Annotated in this window: 21 protein-coding genes, 1 riboswitch and 1 other annotated feature; of the genes, 2 read left to right on the plus strand and 19 right to left on the minus strand. The window is 29.0% G+C overall.

The features are described from left to right. Nucleotides 1–65: 65 nt before the first annotated feature. Nucleotides 66–1136 (minus strand): NAD(P)/FAD-dependent oxidoreductase, encoded by a 1071-nt coding sequence (locus Fi14EGH31_RS10965; protein ID WP_200764809.1) that lies wholly within the window; start codon nt 1134–1136, stop codon nt 66–68. A 134-nt stretch (nt 1137–1270) separates the two neighbouring features. Between Fi14EGH31_RS10965 and Fi14EGH31_RS10970 the strand changes: the two genes are divergently transcribed. Then, nucleotides 1271–2002, plus strand: coding sequence for a YebC/PmpR family DNA-binding transcriptional regulator (locus Fi14EGH31_RS10970; RefSeq protein WP_032090637.1), 732 nt, complete (start codon nt 1271–1273; stop codon nt 2000–2002). 65 nt (nt 2003–2067) lie between these two features. On the opposite strand, the gene tenA is transcribed toward Fi14EGH31_RS10970, so the two are convergent. The 6 genes from tenA to Fi14EGH31_RS11000 all read right to left on the minus strand — a co-directional run bounded on the left by tenA (nt 2068) and on the right by Fi14EGH31_RS11000 (nt 6296). Continuing rightward, a complete protein-coding gene (gene tenA / locus Fi14EGH31_RS10975; protein WP_200764810.1) occupies nt 2068–2727 on the minus strand; it encodes a thiaminase II in 660 nt (219 codons plus the stop codon). A 42-nt stretch (nt 2728–2769) separates the two neighbouring features. Further along, nucleotides 2770–3591 carry a hydroxyethylthiazole kinase gene (gene thiM, locus Fi14EGH31_RS10980; RefSeq protein ID WP_200764811.1) on the minus strand — a complete coding sequence of 274 codons (822 nt, stop codon included), beginning with the start codon at nt 3589–3591 and terminating at the stop codon, nt 2770–2772. Between the two features lie 248 nt (nt 3592–3839). After that, a riboswitch (TPP riboswitch) is annotated at nt 3840–3946 on the minus strand. A 40-nt stretch (nt 3947–3986) separates the two neighbouring features. Beyond that, nucleotides 3987–4274, minus strand: a complete 288-nt coding sequence (locus tag Fi14EGH31_RS10985; protein ID WP_022001404.1) for a hypothetical protein — start codon at nt 4272–4274, stop codon at nt 3987–3989. After that, nucleotides 4274–5209 (minus strand): mannose-6-phosphate isomerase, class I, encoded by a 936-nt coding sequence (gene manA, locus Fi14EGH31_RS10990; protein WP_117828417.1) that lies wholly within the window; start codon nt 5207–5209, stop codon nt 4274–4276. The genes Fi14EGH31_RS10985 and manA overlap by 1 nt, the downstream gene beginning before the upstream one ends. 2 nt (nt 5210–5211) lie before the next feature. Further along, complete coding sequence (locus Fi14EGH31_RS10995) at nt 5212–5658, minus strand: DUF523 domain-containing protein (RefSeq protein WP_117825955.1); 447 nt, start codon at nt 5656–5658, stop codon at nt 5212–5214. Continuing rightward, nucleotides 5655–6296 carry an HAD family hydrolase gene (locus tag Fi14EGH31_RS11000; protein WP_022001784.1) on the minus strand — a complete coding sequence of 214 codons (642 nt, stop codon included), beginning with the start codon at nt 6294–6296 and terminating at the stop codon, nt 5655–5657. Before Fi14EGH31_RS11000 ends, Fi14EGH31_RS10995 begins: the two co-directional genes overlap by 4 nt. A 94-nt stretch (nt 6297–6390) precedes the next feature. Between Fi14EGH31_RS11000 and Fi14EGH31_RS11005 the strand changes: the two genes are divergently transcribed. Further along, on the plus strand, nt 6391–6582 hold the full coding sequence (locus Fi14EGH31_RS11005; protein ID WP_022001785.1) for a hypothetical protein: 192 nt from the start codon (nt 6391–6393) through the stop codon (nt 6580–6582). Between the two features lie 12 nt (nt 6583–6594). On the opposite strand, the gene Fi14EGH31_RS11010 is transcribed toward Fi14EGH31_RS11005, so the two are convergent. The 12 genes from Fi14EGH31_RS11010 to Fi14EGH31_RS15720 all read right to left on the minus strand — a co-directional run bounded on the left by Fi14EGH31_RS11010 (nt 6595) and on the right by Fi14EGH31_RS15720 (nt 17364). After that, entirely contained in the window at nt 6595–7344 is a 750-nt protein-coding gene (locus Fi14EGH31_RS11010) for a DeoR/GlpR family DNA-binding transcription regulator (protein WP_118573261.1), read from the minus strand. A gap of 1 nt (nt 7345) precedes the next feature. Further along, entirely contained in the window at nt 7346–8131 is a 786-nt protein-coding gene (locus tag Fi14EGH31_RS11015) for a Cof-type HAD-IIB family hydrolase (RefSeq protein WP_022001787.1), read from the minus strand. A 109-nt stretch (nt 8132–8240) separates the two neighbouring features. Next, nucleotides 8241–9512 carry a D-alanyl-D-alanine carboxypeptidase family protein gene (locus Fi14EGH31_RS11020; protein WP_200764812.1) on the minus strand — a complete coding sequence of 424 codons (1272 nt, stop codon included), beginning with the start codon at nt 9510–9512 and terminating at the stop codon, nt 8241–8243. Next, the gene (locus Fi14EGH31_RS11025; protein ID WP_117480619.1) at nt 9509–10390 is read right to left on the minus strand and encodes a DMT family transporter; all 882 of its coding nucleotides are present in this window, start codon (nt 10388–10390) and stop codon (nt 9509–9511) included. Before Fi14EGH31_RS11025 ends, Fi14EGH31_RS11020 begins: the two co-directional genes overlap by 4 nt. Nucleotides 10391–10502: 112 nt before the next feature. Continuing rightward, nucleotides 10503–13241 carry an isoleucine--tRNA ligase gene (gene ileS / locus Fi14EGH31_RS11030; RefSeq protein WP_117787534.1) on the minus strand — a complete coding sequence of 913 codons (2739 nt, stop codon included), beginning with the start codon at nt 13239–13241 and terminating at the stop codon, nt 10503–10505. A 39-nt stretch (nt 13242–13280) separates the two neighbouring features. After that, nucleotides 13281–13479, minus strand: a binding site (T-box leader). Next, nucleotides 13451–13894, minus strand: a complete 444-nt coding sequence (locus tag Fi14EGH31_RS11035) for a DivIVA domain-containing protein (RefSeq protein WP_022001791.1) — start codon at nt 13892–13894, stop codon at nt 13451–13453. It overlaps the preceding feature by 29 nt. 9 nt (nt 13895–13903) lie before the next feature. Then, a complete protein-coding gene (locus Fi14EGH31_RS11040) occupies nt 13904–14662 on the minus strand; it encodes a YlmH family RNA-binding protein (protein WP_107029558.1) in 759 nt (252 codons plus the stop codon). 29 nt (nt 14663–14691) lie between these two features. Then, nucleotides 14692–15132: a cell division protein SepF gene (locus Fi14EGH31_RS11045; RefSeq protein ID WP_022001793.1), complete on the minus strand. Its 441-nt coding sequence runs from the start codon at nt 15130–15132 to the stop codon at nt 14692–14694. Between the two features lie 78 nt (nt 15133–15210). Next, on the minus strand, nt 15211–15453 hold the full coding sequence (locus tag Fi14EGH31_RS11050) for a PRC-barrel domain-containing protein (protein WP_022001794.1): 243 nt from the start codon (nt 15451–15453) through the stop codon (nt 15211–15213). A gap of 24 nt (nt 15454–15477) precedes the next feature. Further along, complete coding sequence (locus tag Fi14EGH31_RS11055; protein WP_233544733.1) at nt 15478–16248, minus strand: sigma-70 family RNA polymerase sigma factor; 771 nt, start codon at nt 16246–16248, stop codon at nt 15478–15480. Nucleotides 16249–16291: 43 nt separating this feature from the next. After that, on the minus strand, nt 16292–16987 hold the full coding sequence (locus tag Fi14EGH31_RS11060) for a sigma-70 family RNA polymerase sigma factor (RefSeq protein WP_022001796.1): 696 nt from the start codon (nt 16985–16987) through the stop codon (nt 16292–16294). Further along, complete coding sequence (locus Fi14EGH31_RS15720) at nt 16987–17364, minus strand: sigma-E processing peptidase SpoIIGA (protein ID WP_230308165.1); 378 nt, start codon at nt 17362–17364, stop codon at nt 16987–16989. The genes Fi14EGH31_RS11060 and Fi14EGH31_RS15720 overlap by 1 nt, the downstream gene beginning before the upstream one ends. Nucleotides 17365–17526 lie beyond the last annotated feature (162 nt).

The raw sequence follows: 17526 nt of genomic DNA on the forward strand, positions 1-17526 counted from the left end.
AAATATAATTTTTCCACTTATATATTCATTATAACATTTCTATTTACAACACATTTACTACTCTTTTATTTCTTTATCGATTTTGCCACATGTACACCACTTGCAAAAGCAAAATGTAAATTGTAACCTCCACAATCACCATCAACATCCAAAGCTTCTCCACAAACATAAATGCCTGGATATTTCTTAAGTTGTAAATTTTCATCTACTTCTTTTAAAGAAACACCACCATGACAAACTTGTGCTTTTTCAATTGACATTGTATCGATGATTTTGAATTCTAAACAACGAGGATCAATATTTTTTTCTTTAAAAATCTGAACGATTTTTTCATGAAAGAATCCTTCCAAACCATAGTGTTGAAATTCTTCTTTTTCAATATCAGGCAATAAATTTAAAATAAGTTTTGGATTTTTTAAATGCTCTAAATATCTAGATAATTGCATAATACAAATACCTGATAGACCATAATCTGTAAACATGATTTCTCCTGTTTGTTTTTCAATCAATTGATTTTGATCATAAAGCATTGCAATTCCCTTTACTCTTTGTCCTTTTAAAACTTTAAAAACGGGGTTTGTTTTTACTTGAACAAGACTTGGTGTAAATGGAATCATGGAAATATACATTTTTTCTAACATTTTTAAATTATTTTGTCCTGATAAATGACTGGCTGGTGATCCTGTCGCAATGACTATTTTATCCGCTTGATAATGACCATTCGTCGTAATAATTTCATATGTTTTAGCTTTTTTTATTGCTAGAACCTCACAATTATCGATATACGATACATTATCCATATTTTTCATTAAAGCATTTTTAACAGATAAACTTGAAAGTGAATATGGATAAACAAGGTTCTTTTCATAACGTAGTTTTAAAGAAAGTTGTTTAAAAAAATTGACGACATCAAATTCTTTAATTAATTTTTCTATTAAAGGGTCTTGATGATTATAGTACTTAATATCCATATTCAAATTTGAAACATTACATCTTCCATTACCGCTAGCAAGTATTTTTCTAGCTGCTTTATTAGATTGTTCCAAGACAATAATATTATATTTATTTGTTTTTACTAATTCATTCATACATGCAAGTCCACTTGCACCTGCTCCAATAATAACAATTGTTTCCATCTTTATCCCTCATTTGCTTTTTCATTATACATGAACAAAACTCGTTTGTCATTTATATTAAACCTTGAAAAACCTCGATGTATTCGCTATAATAACCAAGTATTGAGATTACATACAATTAAGGAGGCTTTTTTATGGGTAGAGCACATGAAGTGCGTAAAGTTGCTATGGCAAAAACTGCTGCAGCAAAAGCAAAATTATATTCTCGTTATGGAAAAGAAATCTATTTAGCTGCTAAAGCTGGTGGTACTGATCCAGATGGTAACTTAGCATTAAGAAGAATTATTGCTAAAGCTAAAAAAGAACAAGTTCCTGCTGACGTTATTAAACGTGCAGTTGATAAAGTAAAAAGTGGAGCTACTGAAGATTATCAAGAAAAAACATTTGAAGGATATGGTCCAAGTGGTTCAACTGTTATTGTTAAATGCTTAACTGATAATATTAATCGTACTATTTCTCAAGTACGTCCTGCATTTACAAAATCTAAAGCTAAATTAGGAAATGAAGGTTCAGTATCTTATTTATATGATACATATTCTATTTTAACTTTTAAAGGATTAGATGAAGAACAAACTTTAGAAGCTTTAATGGAAGGTGAAGCTGATTGTCAAGAAATTGAAACTCATGAAGATGGTTCAATTGAATTAACTGGTGCACCAACTGATTTATATAAAATGAAAGATGCTATTGAAGCAGCTTGTCCTAATGCTGAATTTGATGTAGAAGAAATCGCTACAACACCTCAAGAATATGTATCTCTTGAAGGTGAAGATATGGAATTATTTGAAAGATTAATGAATCTTTTAAATGCTTGTGACGATGTAGATAAAATCTACCATAACGTTGAAAATTATGAAGGAGAATAATTCTCCTTCTTTTTCTTTATAATGAAAAAATGAAAGATGTTTTGTCTCTTTCATTTTTTTATTTACTAACAACTTTTATCCCATGACATTTGCCAAAATGCAAGTTCATATCTTGAACATGCTACAAAGATATCAATAAGATGTTGAATTTGTTTTTCTGTATAATCTTTAGTAAGTTGATTCATTGTTTCTATTAAAATAATATTACCACTAGCATATTCATTAGAAGCATAGCCTTTGATCCAATCCCCATAAAATTCATCATTGATTGAATTTGGATTATTTTCAACAATCTTTTTCGCAATAACTTCATAACTATAAGCACAAGATAATATAGCTGCCAAGATTTCTACTTCTCCTTCTTCATAGGCAACACGTAGCATATAAGAGGTATAAGATAAATTATCAAGTGATGGTTTCATATCATCTATTTCTTCTTGTCTTACATTAAATTTTCCCATATAACCACTATGAACATCTAATTCACCATTCATTACAGCAATATATTTAGCAAAAAGATTCGCTGTTTCTAAAGTTTTTGCTTTAGCAACTCCAATCGCAAAAACTTTAGCGTATTCTTTTAAATAAAGATAATCTTGCATAATATAATATTTAAATTTATCTTTATCTAATGAACTATCTTGTATTCCTTTAACAAAAGGATGTTCATTATAAGATTTCCATAGTTCTTTTGTTGCTTCTAACATCTTATCTGTTGTTTTCATAATCTTCCTCTTTTCATTATTTTAGAGTAATCACATATCTAGTTAGATTTTTTTATATTGAGATCCTTCTTGTAATTGCTTAGGAGTCATATTATAAATAGCATCAATAATATAATTTCGATAACTTGCATTACCATCTAATGGTGTTAATCTTTCATGTGCGATTTCTCCAGCAAGACCCATGGTACATACTGCAGCAACTGTTGCTTCAAGTAAATAATCAGGATTTGCGGAAATAAACGAAGCCGTAAGTGCTGATAATTGACATCCTGTTCCTGTAATCGAAGACATCATTTCATGACCATTATAAATTGCATAAGCAATATTTTCATTGCATACTAAGTCAATAGCCCCTGTAATAGCGATAACTGCCCCTGTTTTTTTAGAAAACTCTTGAGCAAAACTGACAACTTCATGGATATTTTCTGCTGTCACTTTATCTGCAAGATTAGCATCAACACCCTTCGTTGTACCACTTCCTAAAGCTAAAGTTTTGATTTCTGAAATATTTCCACGAATAACTGAAAACTGAATTTCTTTTAATAATTTTAAAGCTGTTTGAGTTCTTAACGTAGATGCTCCAACTCCTACAGGATCTAATACAACTGGATGATGAAGTTCATTAGCTTTTTTCCCAGCAATGACCATTGATTCAATCGTTCGCGTATTAAGTGTTCCAATATTAATATTAAGTCCTGTACAAATCGAAGTAATTTCAGCAACTTCTTTTTGATCATCTGCCATAATTGGTGATGCCCCACATGCAAGAACGACATTAGCACAATCATTGACTGTAACATAATTTATAATATTATGAATGAGTGGACTTTTTTCTCTCACATTTTTTAACATTTCTTCTAACATATTTTCTCTCCTTGTTTTTTACAAGTTATTTCATAAATATGAAGATGACCAAACTTACCCATCATCAAAAACATAAACTTCGTTTATGAAATAACTTTATGGTAGTTCGGTCGATACTTTGTGGTATCCTCTCACGCTGGAACACAGCTTCCCTTCGCTTAATACAAGATTCAAGGCGCTCCCCTTCAATCCGCCACATATGTGGATACTTCTTTTTAAATAAAAAACAGGAGACATGCTCCTGTAAAAAAATCGAAATGTTGACTTCCTACGATGGCATTATCCATATCAGGTTAAAGGGTCGAAGTTTGATGACTTCCTCTCAGCCTGCCTACAAGCTCCCCTGTTTCTATTTACATATTTAATGATACTCTTTATTTTTTTAAATACAAGTTTTATTCAATTTCTTCAATTTCATATTTACCTAAATAAATTAAAATATTATTCATAATAATATCAATGGCCCAATAAAAGATAACAAAGATCGCAAGTCCAACAATAAATGCATATCTTAAAATTGTTACCATATATAAAGCCGGTATAAAGGCAATCACAATAGGAATAAATCCTACTCCTGAAGGAAAATGGATTTGATAAATACTATGACATTCTTTACATTCTTGTCTACCCTTATAAGCAAAAGCAGAATCTTTTATTTCATGACTACAATGATAACATCTCATTATAATGTACAAATCATGACTGTCATTGTTCCATCAAAATCAACTTCTTTTTGATCTGAACATACAACAAAATGATCTCCTTTTTTAACTTCTTTTCCTTCTACTGTTCCTTGCCCTTCAATGATTGATACAAGTTGGAATGGTTTATCATTGATGACTTTATTATATCCTGTCATATCATATTTATTTAATGTTAAATAGTTAGATGATACGAGTTCTTTTCTTGTTCCATTTTCTATTGTTTCTTCTACTTGTTTAGCTAGATCATAAGGTTTATAAGGCACTGTTGTCACATCGATGGATTGTTTTACATGAAGTTGTCTTTCATTTCCATCTTTATCTTTTCGATGATAATCATAAACACGGTATGTGATATCTGATGATTGTTGTGCTTCATAGATCAATGAACCTTTACAGATAGCATGAATTGTTCCACTTGGAATATAAAAGAAATCTCCTTTTTTGATATAAAACTTATTTAATAAATGATCATAATCATCATTTTCAATAGCTTTTACAAGTTCTTCTTTGGTTTTAGCATGATGTCCCATGACCATCTTTGTATCTTCTTTACAATCTAATACATACCAGCATTCTGTCTTTCCTAATGAATTTTCATGAAGAGCTGCATATTCATCATTTGGATGAACTTGTACAGATAAATCATTACAAGCATCGATGATCTTTACAAGCAATGGAAATTGTTTATCTTTGATATTTCCAAAAAGTTCACGGTGTTCATCAAAAACTTTTGAAAGTGTTTGTCCTTTGAATTCTCCTTCTTTGATTTTATTATCACCATTTGGATGTGCTGAAGGTGCCCAGCATTCTCCTGTTTGATCACTTGGAATAGCATAACCATACTTTTCTTTAAGTTGGTTTCCTCCCCAAATCATTTCTTTAAATACAGGTTCTACCCATAAAATATGTCCCATTTTTACTTTCCTCCATTTATTAATTTTAAAACCTCTGTTACTTCATTTTCACTATAAACTGCAATTCCTTTTTCTTTTAACATCTGTACAAAAATACCATCACCTTCAACAAGTTGATGTGAAAATGTTCCATCATAAATATGATTTTTTCCACAGCTTGGACTTTTAGCTTTTAAAACAGCTATTTTAATGTTTTTTTCTAAACATTTATCTAAAGCAATTTTAGCACCTTGTGTATATTCTTTTGTACGATCAATTCCTTTTTGATCAATCACTTTTTCTCCAGTAACTTCACAAGGTGTTCTAGGAATTGGTAAACCACCTAAGATTTCTGGACAAAGTGGTAACGCTAAACCTTGATCATAAAGTTCCTTTATTTCCTTACAAAGATTATTCTTTCCAGCATATGTACAATTTTCACCAATTAAACATCTCGATACTGCAATCATTTTAGAATATCCTTAATATCACTTGGTTTAGAAACAGTATAAGTTGCTCCAGCTTGAACAAGTTCTTCTTTTCCTCTAAAGCCCCATTCACACCCTATAGATTTAATTTTAGCATTGATGGCTGTTTCAATATCTACATTACTATCACCAATCATCAATGTTTCATTTTTATTACTTTCCATTAACTGCATAGCTAGTTGTACTAAACAAGGATGTGGTTTTTTTGGTTGATAAACCGTATTTCCGAAAACATACATAAATTTATTAGGAAATAAATGATTTACAATTGTTACTGCATTTACTTTTGGTTTATTCGTTACAACTGCTAATTTATACCCTTGATGATAAAGTTCATCAATTAATTCTTTCATTCCTGAATAAGGTTTTGTATGTTTTAAACAATTTTCTTTATAAATTTCATCAAAACGTGCACGATATTTTCTCACATCTTTTTTATATTTTTCAGGTAAAGCACGCTCTATTAATTTATCAACACCATTTCCTACAAATTGTTTATATGTATCTAAATCATAGGTAGGAAAATGATTTTCTTTCATTAATATATTTGTAGATAAAGCTAAATCTTCTATTGAATCTACAAGTGTTCCATCTAAATCAAAAATCAACGTATTATACATAGACTTCCCCCTTCACTTTATCTAGATTATAGCACAACTTCTATTTATTGTTTATTAGTTTTTGTTATGTTAGAATAGTTCTTGAGGTGAAATTATGAAACAACAAAAAGATGTTTTCATGACATTGTTAACAGGTTTAGGAGCAGCATTAGGAATCATTACATATTTTTTATGTACATTCCTTTTCCATAAATATGAAACAATTGGTGCTTTATCTATCTTTGGTTTAGCCATGATTTTCAGAGTAATTGGTTATTTTTTTGATAAAATGCTTGCTAAAAAGTAGATTCATGCGAATCTACTTTTCTTTTGTATATATTATTTGACATCCTGCTTTTTCTATCTTTTCTCGATAAGTATCAGGTAACCAATCAACAACAAGAACATCAATATCTTGAAAAGCTAAAGCTTTATAAGAACTTTTTTTATTAAATTTACTATGATCTACAACTAAGCAAACTTTTTGACTTCGACTTGCTACCTTTTTTTTAATCATAGCATCTTCAAATTCTTCAACATAAATACCATCTTCCATCACAGCTGCTGCTGCTACATAAGCTAAATCAAAATAAATTTGATCAATCATATTCAACGTTTGACTTCCATACATATAACGATTCTTTTTAAAGTAAGTTCCACCAATCATCTGACATAAACAATGATTCGATAATATTTCAATATTATCTAAAGAATGAGTATAAGCTTCTATATTACCTTCTACATATTGACATAAAGCAGCCACCGTTGTTGAAGTATCAAAAAAGATTACTTTATTGTTCTCACTCAAAGAAACAGCTATTTTTCCAATTTCATTTTTTATCTCTTCATTTTCTTGTTTTCTTGTTTGATAACTTCCAATTTGATGTACATCATTTAATGTAATACCACCATGTGTTCTAACTGCCAAATTTTCATTTACAAGACGAACAATATCTCTTCTTGCTGTATCTCTAGAAATATGAAATTGATCCATAATTTCTTGATTGGTCATTGTCTTTTTAGCTTTTAATATTTCTAATATTTTATAAATTCTTTCTTCTTGATACACCTTATTCACCTACTAAATTATCTAATGCATAAACGATTCCATCTTCATCATTAGAAAGCGTATGTGTTGGAATACTTTCTAAAACACCTTGCGCTCCATTAGCCATCGCAAATCCTTTTCCTGTTAAAAGAAGCATATCTAAATCATTATAGTTATCTCCAAAAGAAACTGTTTGATGAAGACCTATTTTCATTTTATCACATAAAAATTGAATTGCACTGGATTTTGATACCGATTCATCCATAATTTCTAAATAAGTATCTTTTGATTTATAAATCTTTAAACCACTAAATTTTTCTTTTAAGCTCATTTCTAAACGATCAACAATTCCTGATTCAGCAATCACTAATAGTTTATGAACCTTTTTAATTCCATTTAAATCCAATTTTTCAGGTTTCAATCCTGTAATAATGCTTTCCTCTTCAATTCCTTCATCTATTTCATCAACCATCCAATGATTCTCAACATAAAAATTAACAGGAATTTGATAATAATATTTAATATATTCATAAAGTCTTTTCGCCATTTCTACTGAAAATCCTTTTGAATAGATTACTTTTTGATTTTCATCTAAAATCAAACCTCCACTATAACTTACCATAGGTGCTTTTATTTGTAATTCATCTAAAAAATAATGCATTCCTTTAGGCATTCTTGCCGAAACAAGAACAAAAGGAATATTTTGTATAGCTAACTGTTGTACTTTCTTTTTTGTTTTTTCACTTATTTGATGTTTTGAATTCAATAATGTTCCATCAATATCACTAAATACGCATTTATAAGCCATATTTCTCACCTCTTGCTTATATTATACGTATATATAAGTATATGTCAATGTATCTACTTATATATACGTATAATAATTAAGCATATGTAAGTAAAAAAAGTAGGTTTACCTACTTTTTACGATTTCTTTGTTGACGTCTTTTTTTACGTCTTTGTTTAATCATGATTTTTCTTACTAATAATAAAACCACAAGAATGATGACAACTGCCATTACACATGGTAAAACAACATTCTTCATTTTTCTCATAAAAACAACAGAACCACTTTCATCTACTGCTTGTGTTGTATTAAGTGAAATTGTTTCTAATTTTGTATCTCGATAGTAAACATCCATTGTTCCTACTTTTTGATCTTTTTTAACAGGAGCTGTTAAATCTTTTAAATGATATTTATATTTTATATCAGATGGATTGTAATTATTTGGTAAAACAGCTTCGATATCTTTTTCTGTGATGACATCAACTTTATTTGTTTGACCATTTTTTATTTTAACAGAATTCATTTTTGTATCTTTTTTAATAATATTCGCAACTGAATAATGATCTTTTACATAATTACCTAAAGCAAGGGTATCATTTACGGTACAATGATTATAGCCATCACTATTTTTAGAAAAGCCAACAACACAAACATAATGATGATCATTGATATTCAATAAACTTGATAAAGTACTTTGAGCTTTGCTTGTATAACCACTTTTGCATCCTTCAATCATTGATGTATCAATATGGTCTCTTTTACTTTTATAAATAACTTTTTTGACCCATTGATGTTGACCATCACTTGACGTATATTGATATCTATCAAAGACCTCAACAAATTTTTTATTCTTTAAAGCATATTGGGTAATTTTAGCCATATCATATGCTGTTGTATAATGATCATCATCATGAATTCCTGTTGTATTTACAAAATGAGAATCTTTTAATCCTAATTTTTTTACCAATTGATTCATTTTTTCAACGAACTTTTCTTGACTACCACACGTATTATTAGCTAGAGCACGACAAGCATCTGCACCTGAAGGTAACATTGCTCCCATCAACATATCTCTATAAGTGACAACTTCTCCGACAGTAAAGTCTGCAGAAGTAGCTCCTGTTTCCCAAACTGTATCGATATCACTTTGAGTAATCGTAGCTGTTTTATCTAGATCATCTAACATTTCAATAGCAACAATACATGTTAAAATTTTTGTAATACTTGCTGGATACATTTTATCATGGGCATTTTTATTGTATAAAACTTGCCCGGTATCTTTATCGATGACAATTCCATATTGTCCTACAATATTGACTTCTTCCCCTTCAGCGAAAACTGGTACGAATGATGTAAAAATCATCATCAATGATAAAGTTATTGTAAGTAATTTTTTAATCATTGTTTTCCTCCCCTATGTAAAAAAGATAACTTTGTTTCTGATATCAAAACCGAAATAAAAATAATCATAAATCCTAATCCAATTTGAAGTGTCATTATTTCTTGTCCAAATAATATGGAAAAGAAAACTCCAAAAACAGATTCTAAGCTTAATAATAACGCTGCTATATTTTCATTAACAAATTTTTGTCCCACATTTTGAAATAAATAACATAATGTAGTTGCAAAAAATGCCAGATATAAGATTTGAAGATAAATACTTGAATCAATATGGAAAACAACTGAAATATCTTCAAATAAAGAGGCTGCTATAAATGAAAAAATAGAAGCAAATGCAAATTGTAAGGCAGTAATAATAATTGGAGATGTCTTTTTCATTGCTTTTTCACACACAATAATATGAACAGCATATAAAAAACCACCAATCAAAGTATAAAGATCACCTAAATTCACCTTTAAGGAACTATCTAAAGAAACAAAACCAACTCCAATAAAACAAAGGATAGCCGCAAATATTTGTGCTTTATCGGGTTTCTTTTTAAAATAAAGCCAACTTAATAAAGGAACAATCGTACAATAAACGGCTGTTAAAAAAGCATTTTTACCAGGTGTTGTCAATTGCAAACCAAATGTTTGAATTGAAAAAGCACTAAATAAGGCTAGACCTGCTAAAAAACCACCTAATAGATCTTGTTTTTTGATTTTTTTTATTTTATTAAAAAATAAAATAGAAATGAAAATTGTACTTAACACAAAACGTATACATAATAGCGTAAATGGAGAAATAAAATCCACAGCATTTTTCATAACAATAAAAGAACTTCCCCAAATAAGAGCAGACATTAATAGCATACATTTACCTAATATTTCTTTTTTCATATACTCCCTCACCTACAATCTCGTAAATAATAACACAGTTCGCTTTATTTTTCATTACAAAATTGTTTTTTAAAAAGAAAAGGATGTATCTTTCGATACATCCTTTTATCTGCTATTCAGCTACACGATGAGCTACACTTGCACAACGTGAACATAATTCACCATTCATTTCATCTTCATCGAAATAGTTCCAACATCTTGGACATTGTACACCGTTGAATTTTTCAACTTTAATGTAGCTAGTTTCATATTCTTCTAAAGTTGTATCATCAACTAATTCAACTTTAGCCACAATAAATAATTGTTTTAAATCATCCTTTAAGTTAGCAATATCTTTATATTCATCTTTTAAAGATAATGTTACTTTTGTTTCCATGTTCGATTTAATTAATTTTTCATTTCTTAAACCTTCCATAGATTTTAAAACATCTTTTCTTACTTCCATAAATTTAGAGAAATAAGCTAAAACTTCTTCTTCATTTTCAATATCAAATAATTCATATTTTGGTTCTAAGAAGATAGATTCTGCTTTATTTTCATCACAATGGAAATGATCATGTAATTCTTCAGCAGTAAATACAAGTACTGTTGATAATAATTTCATCATTGTTTTAGCATGATGATATAAAACAGTTTGAACTTGTCTTCTACGTGGAGAATTTGCATCTTCAATGTATAAGATATCTTTTGTGAAATCCATATAGAATGAACTTAAAGTATTTGTAAAGTAATTTAAGATTTCTTGGTTAGCTGTTGCAAAGTCATAATTTGCATAAGCTTCATCATAAGCTTTCATTAATTCATTTAATTTAGCTAACATATATTGATCAACACCAGGTAAATCTTTGATTTCTACTAAATCACTTGCTTTGAAGTCATTTAAGTTACCTAAAACGAATCTCATGGTATTACGGATTTTACGATATCCTTCAGCCACTTGTTTCATGATTTCATTAGAAATACGAACATCTTGTTGATAAGCAACAGAAGTAGCCCATAATCTTACGATATCAGCACCATATTGGTTAACAAGTTTAATAGGATCTACTGTATTTCCTAATGACTTAGACATTTTATTTCCTTTACCATCTAATACGAAACCATGTGATAAGACAGTTTTATAAGGAGCTTTACCATGAGCAGCAACACCGATAATTAATGATGAGTTGAACCATCCACGATATTGGTCACTACCTTCAAAATAAAGATCTACTGGATAATTAAATCCTCTTTCTACCATCACACCTGTATGTGAACTTCCTGAGTCAAACCATACATCCATGATATCTTTTTCTTTTTTGAAGATACCATTTGGTGAATGTTCATTTGTATATCCTTCAGGTAATAAATCTTTTTCATCTCTTTCAAACCAAACATTTGAACCATGTTCTCTAAATAATTCAGAAATATGATCAAATACTTCTTGTTCAATAATTGGAGTTCCATCTTCACAATAGAAAATAGGAATTGGTACACCCCAAGTACGTTGACGTGAAATACACCAGTCTCCACGATCTCTAATCATGTTATAGATTCTGATGTGTCCCCATTCATTTAACCAGTTAACATTATCAATTTCACTTAATAATTTATCTCTGATTTTATCTAATGAACAGAACCATTGATCAGTTGCTCTAAAGATAATAGGTTTTTTAGTACGCCAATCATGTGGGTAACTGTGTGTGATGAATTCAAGTTTTAATAAAGCTCCAATTTCATCTAATTTCATAGTTACTGTTTTATTGGCGTCATCAACATATTGACCAGCTAACCATTCACCACAATCTTCCATCATACAACCATGTTCATCAACGTTACAATAAGCTGGTAAGTTATATTTTTGACCTACAAAGAAGTCGTCTGCCCCAAATCCAGGTGCAGTATGAACGCATCCAGTACCAGAGTCAGATGTTACATGATCTCCTAAGATAACTAATGATTCTCTATCATATAATGGATGTTGACATGTGATGTATTCTAATTCAGATCCTTTATAATGATTAACAACTTTGTAATCTGTGATTTCAAATTTAGCCATTAATTCATCAACTAAAGTATCTAAGACAATTAATTTTCCTTTTTCAGTTTCTACTAATGCATAGTTATAAGAAGCATTTAAGCAGATTGCTAAGTTAGCAGGAATTGTCCAAGGAGTAGTTGTCCAAATAACGAAATTAACATCGTTATCTAAGACTCCTTTACCATCTTTAACTTGGAATTTAACAAAAATTGTTGGTGATTTGATATCATGATATTCAACTTCAGCTTCTGCTAAAGCAGATTCACTTGATGGTGACCAGTAAACTGGTTTTAATCCTTTGAAAATTAATCCATCCATTGCCATTTTAGCAAAAACTTCAATTTGTCTTGCTTCAAATTCATGTTGTAATGTTAAATATGGATGTTTATAATCCGCAAATGTTCCCATACGGATCAATTGTTCCATTTGTTTATTTACTTGTTCATGTGCATAAGCATCACATTTTTCTCTAAACTTAGCTGTAGGCATTTCTTTACGATTAACACCTAATTTTTGAATAGCATTTTCAATCGGTAAACCATGAGTATCCCATCCAGGAATATATGGTGTATAGAAACCATTCATATTTTTATAACGGCAAATAACGTCTTTGATGACTTTGTTTAACATATGCCCCATGTGCATATTTCCATTAGCATATGGAGGACCATCATGGAAGACAAAGCTGTCTTTTCCTTCGTTTTGTTGGATAACTTTGTTATACATGTCGTTTTCTTGCCAACGTTCTACATACTTAGGTTCTTTTTTTGGTAAGTTTCCACGCATTTCAAAGTCAGTTTTTGGCATTAATAATGTGTCTTTGTAATTCATTTTTTCTTTCCTCTCTTTAAAAATAAAAAAACACATCATCCTAAGGACGATGTGATCGCGGTACCACCTTAATTCGTATTTTCATACGCTCTTGAAATCTTAACGCGATTAACGTCACCTTCTACTTAATTCAAAGGGCTACTCCAGAGTGATACATTATAATCTTTGTTACTGATTTACACCAACCATCAGCTCTCTTAAAACTCTAATTATAAACTGTCTCCTTCATCGTATTTATCTTCATTAATTAAATTATAAACTTCTGACTGGTCAATAGACTCAAGGATATCTTTTGACATTTTTTCGACCGAAGCTCTAAATTTAACAGCTTGCGCCTTAAAGTCGCTCATCTCACCAGACAACGAACGAACATACTCTAGCGATTCGCTCAGTATCATATTAGCATTCTTTTTCGCTTTGTCAATAAGTTCGCTTGCTTCTTTTAATGCAAGACGTGCAATTTCTTCATTTGTTTGTTCTTGGATGTTTACACGATGCTGTAATAATGATTTTTGATGTTCTAATTGTTGATAATCTTCTTGTAATTTTTTAATTTGATCATTCAACTGTTTTATTTCATTATCTTTTTCATTGATCAATTCATCAACTTGTGACTTATTATAACCAAATACTTGTTTTTTCAATAACATCATGTTCACTCCCTACTTATAAAAATACCCTTCAACCACATAATTATCAGAGCGTGTTTGTTTATTACAATCAACAAACATCACTCTACCATGTTTTTTGAATGATATTATGTCTTTATTATTACATAAATAATTTATTTGTTCAACCGGTTTATGATTAACTTTTACATGACCAGCACGAATAAATTCTGCTGCTTTTTGTCTTGAAATTTTATAAAAAGAAGAAATGATCTTATCTAATCGAAATGAAGATACAATAAATGATTTTACTAAATAATCATTTTTTACTTCTATTTCTTCATCCCATTCAACAAACTTTACTTTACTTCTTTTAATCATTGATAAATGATCTTTTAAATATTCATAAATATGTCGATCAACAGCTAAATAAAAATCTTTGTCTTTTTCAACAATATCTCCAAATAACTCTCTTTTAATTCCTAAAGACATTAAAGCACCTAAAATATCTCGATGTGTTAATTTTTCAAAATTTTTTGCATAAATAATCTTACAAACAACGATTTCAAAATCTTCCTTTTCTATTTCATAAAAATAAGGAGCAATAATTATTCTTTGACTTTCACTATGAATAAAACCACCATTTTCTAAAACTTGAACTTCATCTTGATGCCCAATAACACTTTTAACAATTGATTGATGATACGGATCTAAAAATTGCGTTAAAATAAGTCTTTGTTTATATTGTACTTGATCCAAATAATCAAGTACCTTTTTTACAAAGACTTCTTCCCCTTTAAAATGTTCAAACATAACTTAAAAAAGTATGGAAACCATACTTTTTAATCTTCTTGTTCATCTTCATCTAGATCAATTGTTCCTGCAACAGAAATATTACGAGGTGTACATAAGAAAATTTTGGGTCCTATTCTTTGAATGTCACCTTCAATAGCGTAAATAACACCACTTAAGAAATCAACAACACGTTTAGCTTGATCTTTTTGTAAACGATGTAAATTAACAACTGTTGCTTTTTTTGTTTTTAAATAATTTGCAATATCTTGAGTTTCTCCAAATGAACGTGGTTCAAATAAAACTAAATGACTATCTTTATTCATATTTAATGATTTCACAGCTTCGCTTGTTTTAGAAAGTTTTGCTTGTTCAAATAAGCTTGTTTTAGGTACAGTATCAACCTCTACAGCATCATAATCTTCAGCAATATCTTCTCCATCCCCATCTTCATCGAAAAACCATTTTTTTACTTTTTCACCGTAACCCATGAAGTCATCCTCCTTTTATTTCCTCAATATTATACCATACATTTATTGATTATCAAAGGTATCAACAAGGAAATCTAGCTAAACCTGTTCAATATTCACTAAAATCACATCGCCTTTTAAAGAAATCACACATTCAATCGGAATAACTAAGACAGGAGGCTCTTTAAAAAAACAAAAAAAATGAAAAAAATTCATTTTTTCGACAATTAAAGCACGTATACATTTTTGACACCAATCTAATTCAATATCCGCAATATACCCTATTTTTTTACCATCATAAACATTAATCACATCTTTTGATTGTAATGATACAAATCTCATACGATCACCCCTATAAAATATGCTTTAGACTAATTTTTTATGTAATTTTTCTAAAGCTTTTTTTTCAATTCGAGAAATTTGCGCTTGTGATACAAAAAGCTCATCTGCTATTTCACATTGCGAATAACCCTGATAGTATCTTTCTTGAATTACTTTCTTTTCTCTTTGATTTAAACAATCAAAGGCATTTTTTAAATCAAGGTGATCATGATAATGTTTCAATGTTTCTGGATCAAGTGAGACAATATCTGATAATGATAATTCATTTTGATTATCATTTCCTACAACATCTTGGAAAGAAGCAATGCTTTGAGTAGATTGCATTGCTTCTATAATATTTTGTTTTTCAATATTTAAATTTTGTGATAATTCTTGAATCGTTGGTTCTCTTTGATATTGATTTAAATATTTTTCCTTTTCTTTTAAAATAGCATAAGCTAAATCCTTGATTGGTCTAGAAATCTTAACTTGTGTATTATCTCTTAAATAACGTTTCATTTCACCAATGATCAAAGGAACTGCATACGTTGAAAACTGTAATTGATAATTGGTATCAAAATGATCGACTGCTTTTATTAGACCAACGATGCCTACTTGAAACAGATCTTCATAATGATTTGATTTTTGGTAAAATCTTTTCATTAAAGATAACACTAATTTTGTATTAGAAAGAATAATCATTTCTTTACTTTTTTGATCATGATTCTTTTGATAATTTTGAATCAATGTATATAATTCTTCTTTAGAAAGAGTTTTTTGAATAGGGATAGTGCTCATAAAACTTTCTTTTTCCACAATAATCACCAAAATTAGTGTGGCTTTTTTTGATAAAAATATACTATTTCACTTCATCATAATTTAATTGACTTCTTAATTTTTTTATAATCTTTTTTTCTAATCTAGAAATATAGGATTGTGAAATACCTAATAAATCAGCAACATCCTTTTGTGTCAATTCATCATTATTAGATAAACCATATCTTAAAATCAATATTTCTTTTTCTCTTTCATTCAATTCTTTTAAAGCTTCATAAAAAATTTTCTTTTGATCACTTTTCAACATCTCTTGTTCAACAAGATCATCATCTGTTCCTACGATATCTCCTAATAATAACTCATTACCATCATAATCAATATTTAAAGGTTCATCTAAAGAAATCTCATAACGAATCTTATTATTTTTTCTTAAGTACATAAGTATTTCATTTTCAATACACCTTGAAGCATACGTCGCAAGTTTAATATTTTTATCTGCCTTAAAAGTATTGATTGCTTTTACTAAACCAATTGTGCCAATACTAATTAAATCTTCCAAAGGACAATTGGCGCTATTGTCATATCTTTTAGCAACATAAACAACCAATCTTAAATTATGTTCAATCAATAAATCTCTTGCTTTTTGATCCCCAGAAACTGCTTTTTCAATTATTTCCTTTTCTTGTTGACCTTTTAAAGGAGGCGGTAAAATATCATGTCTTCCTATATAATAAAGATACTGTTTTGTATTTAAAAACTGTCTAATCATTTGCCACATCAAATAATCCCTCCCATCAATTCTTTATTTAATAAACAATCATAATCTAATTCATCCAATACACCTATATAAACATTTCTTAAAGATTGCTTATTTACTAAAACTTGGTCAACTAAAATAATATCTATTTTTCTTTTTTTTAAGCCATCAATAATCAATGTATCTAATTGTTGATAAGTATCAATTTTACTTTTTTTAATAAAAATAAGTGGATAACCTAGATAGTTTGCATGATTACCACTATCTAAAAACCCTGAAAGATGATAAATCTTATTATTAAAAATAAGTGTTACATCATATAGATCATCTTTTTGTTTTATTTTTCTTTTTGTATAAATTAAATAAATTGTTTCAATGATTAAAAAAACACATATCATAACAACAATAACTATATCTTTATAATTTATGGGAGTAATCAAGATTCCGTTGTATATAAATGATTCTTTTATTAGGGTATTGATAAAGAATAGTATTGAAAAATAAACAATTAAAAAAACTGGAAAATATAAGAAAAATTGTTTTTTAAAAATAAATAAAAA

Origin of the sequence: Faecalibacillus intestinalis, from assembly GCF_015097455.1 — a bacterium.
GTDB classification, from domain to species: domain Bacteria; phylum Bacillota_I; class Bacilli_A; order Erysipelotrichales; family Coprobacillaceae; genus Faecalibacillus; species Faecalibacillus intestinalis.

Bases quoted from the DNA above. Each gene is read 5' to 3' on its own strand.
- ileS (WP_117787534.1), bottom strand. From the start codon at position 13,241: ATGAATTACAAAGACACATTATTAATGCCAAAAACTGACTTTGAAATG.
- Fi14EGH31_RS11015 (WP_022001787.1), bottom strand. From the start codon at position 8,131: ATGGCTTATAAATGCGTATTTAGTGATATTGATGGAACATTATTGAAT.
- Fi14EGH31_RS10965 (WP_200764809.1), bottom strand. From the start codon at position 1,136: ATGGAAACAATTGTTATTATTGGAGCAGGTGCAAGTGGACTTGCATGT.
- Fi14EGH31_RS11000 (WP_022001784.1), bottom strand. From the start codon at position 6,296: ATGTATAATACGTTGATTTTTGATTTAGATGGAACACTTGTAGATTCA.
- Fi14EGH31_RS11045 (WP_022001793.1), bottom strand. From the start codon at position 15,132: ATGGGTTACGGTGAAAAAGTAAAAAAATGGTTTTTCGATGAAGATGGG.
- Fi14EGH31_RS10985 (WP_022001404.1), bottom strand. From the start codon at position 4,274: ATGAGATGTTATCATTGTAGTCATGAAATAAAAGATTCTGCTTTTGCT.
- Fi14EGH31_RS11025 (WP_117480619.1), bottom strand. From the start codon at position 10,390: ATGAAAAAAGAAATATTAGGTAAATGTATGCTATTAATGTCTGCTCTT.
- tenA (WP_200764810.1), bottom strand. From the start codon at position 2,727: ATGAAAACAACAGATAAGATGTTAGAAGCAACAAAAGAACTATGGAAA.
- Fi14EGH31_RS11040 (WP_107029558.1), bottom strand. From the start codon at position 14,662: ATGTTTGAACATTTTAAAGGGGAAGAAGTCTTTGTAAAAAAGGTACTT.
- Fi14EGH31_RS11005 (WP_022001785.1), top strand. From the start codon at position 6,391: ATGAAACAACAAAAAGATGTTTTCATGACATTGTTAACAGGTTTAGGA.
- Fi14EGH31_RS10970 (WP_032090637.1), top strand. From the start codon at position 1,271: ATGGGTAGAGCACATGAAGTGCGTAAAGTTGCTATGGCAAAAACTGCT.
- manA (WP_117828417.1), bottom strand. From the start codon at position 5,209: ATGGGACATATTTTATGGGTAGAACCTGTATTTAAAGAAATGATTTGG.
- Fi14EGH31_RS11050 (WP_022001794.1), bottom strand. From the start codon at position 15,453: ATGAGATTTGTATCATTACAATCAAAAGATGTGATTAATGTTTATGAT.
- Fi14EGH31_RS11035 (WP_022001791.1), bottom strand. From the start codon at position 13,894: ATGATGTTATTGAAAAAACAAGTATTTGGTTATAATAAGTCACAAGTT.
- Fi14EGH31_RS15720 (WP_230308165.1), bottom strand. From the start codon at position 17,364: ATGATATGTGTTTTTTTAATCATTGAAACAATTTATTTAATTTATACA.
- Fi14EGH31_RS11020 (WP_200764812.1), bottom strand. From the start codon at position 9,512: ATGATTAAAAAATTACTTACAATAACTTTATCATTGATGATGATTTTT.
- Fi14EGH31_RS10995 (WP_117825955.1), bottom strand. From the start codon at position 5,658: ATGATTGCAGTATCGAGATGTTTAATTGGTGAAAATTGTACATATGCT.
- Fi14EGH31_RS11060 (WP_022001796.1), bottom strand. From the start codon at position 16,987: ATGTGGCAAATGATTAGACAGTTTTTAAATACAAAACAGTATCTTTAT.
- thiM (WP_200764811.1), bottom strand. From the start codon at position 3,591: ATGTTAGAAGAAATGTTAAAAAATGTGAGAGAAAAAAGTCCACTCATT.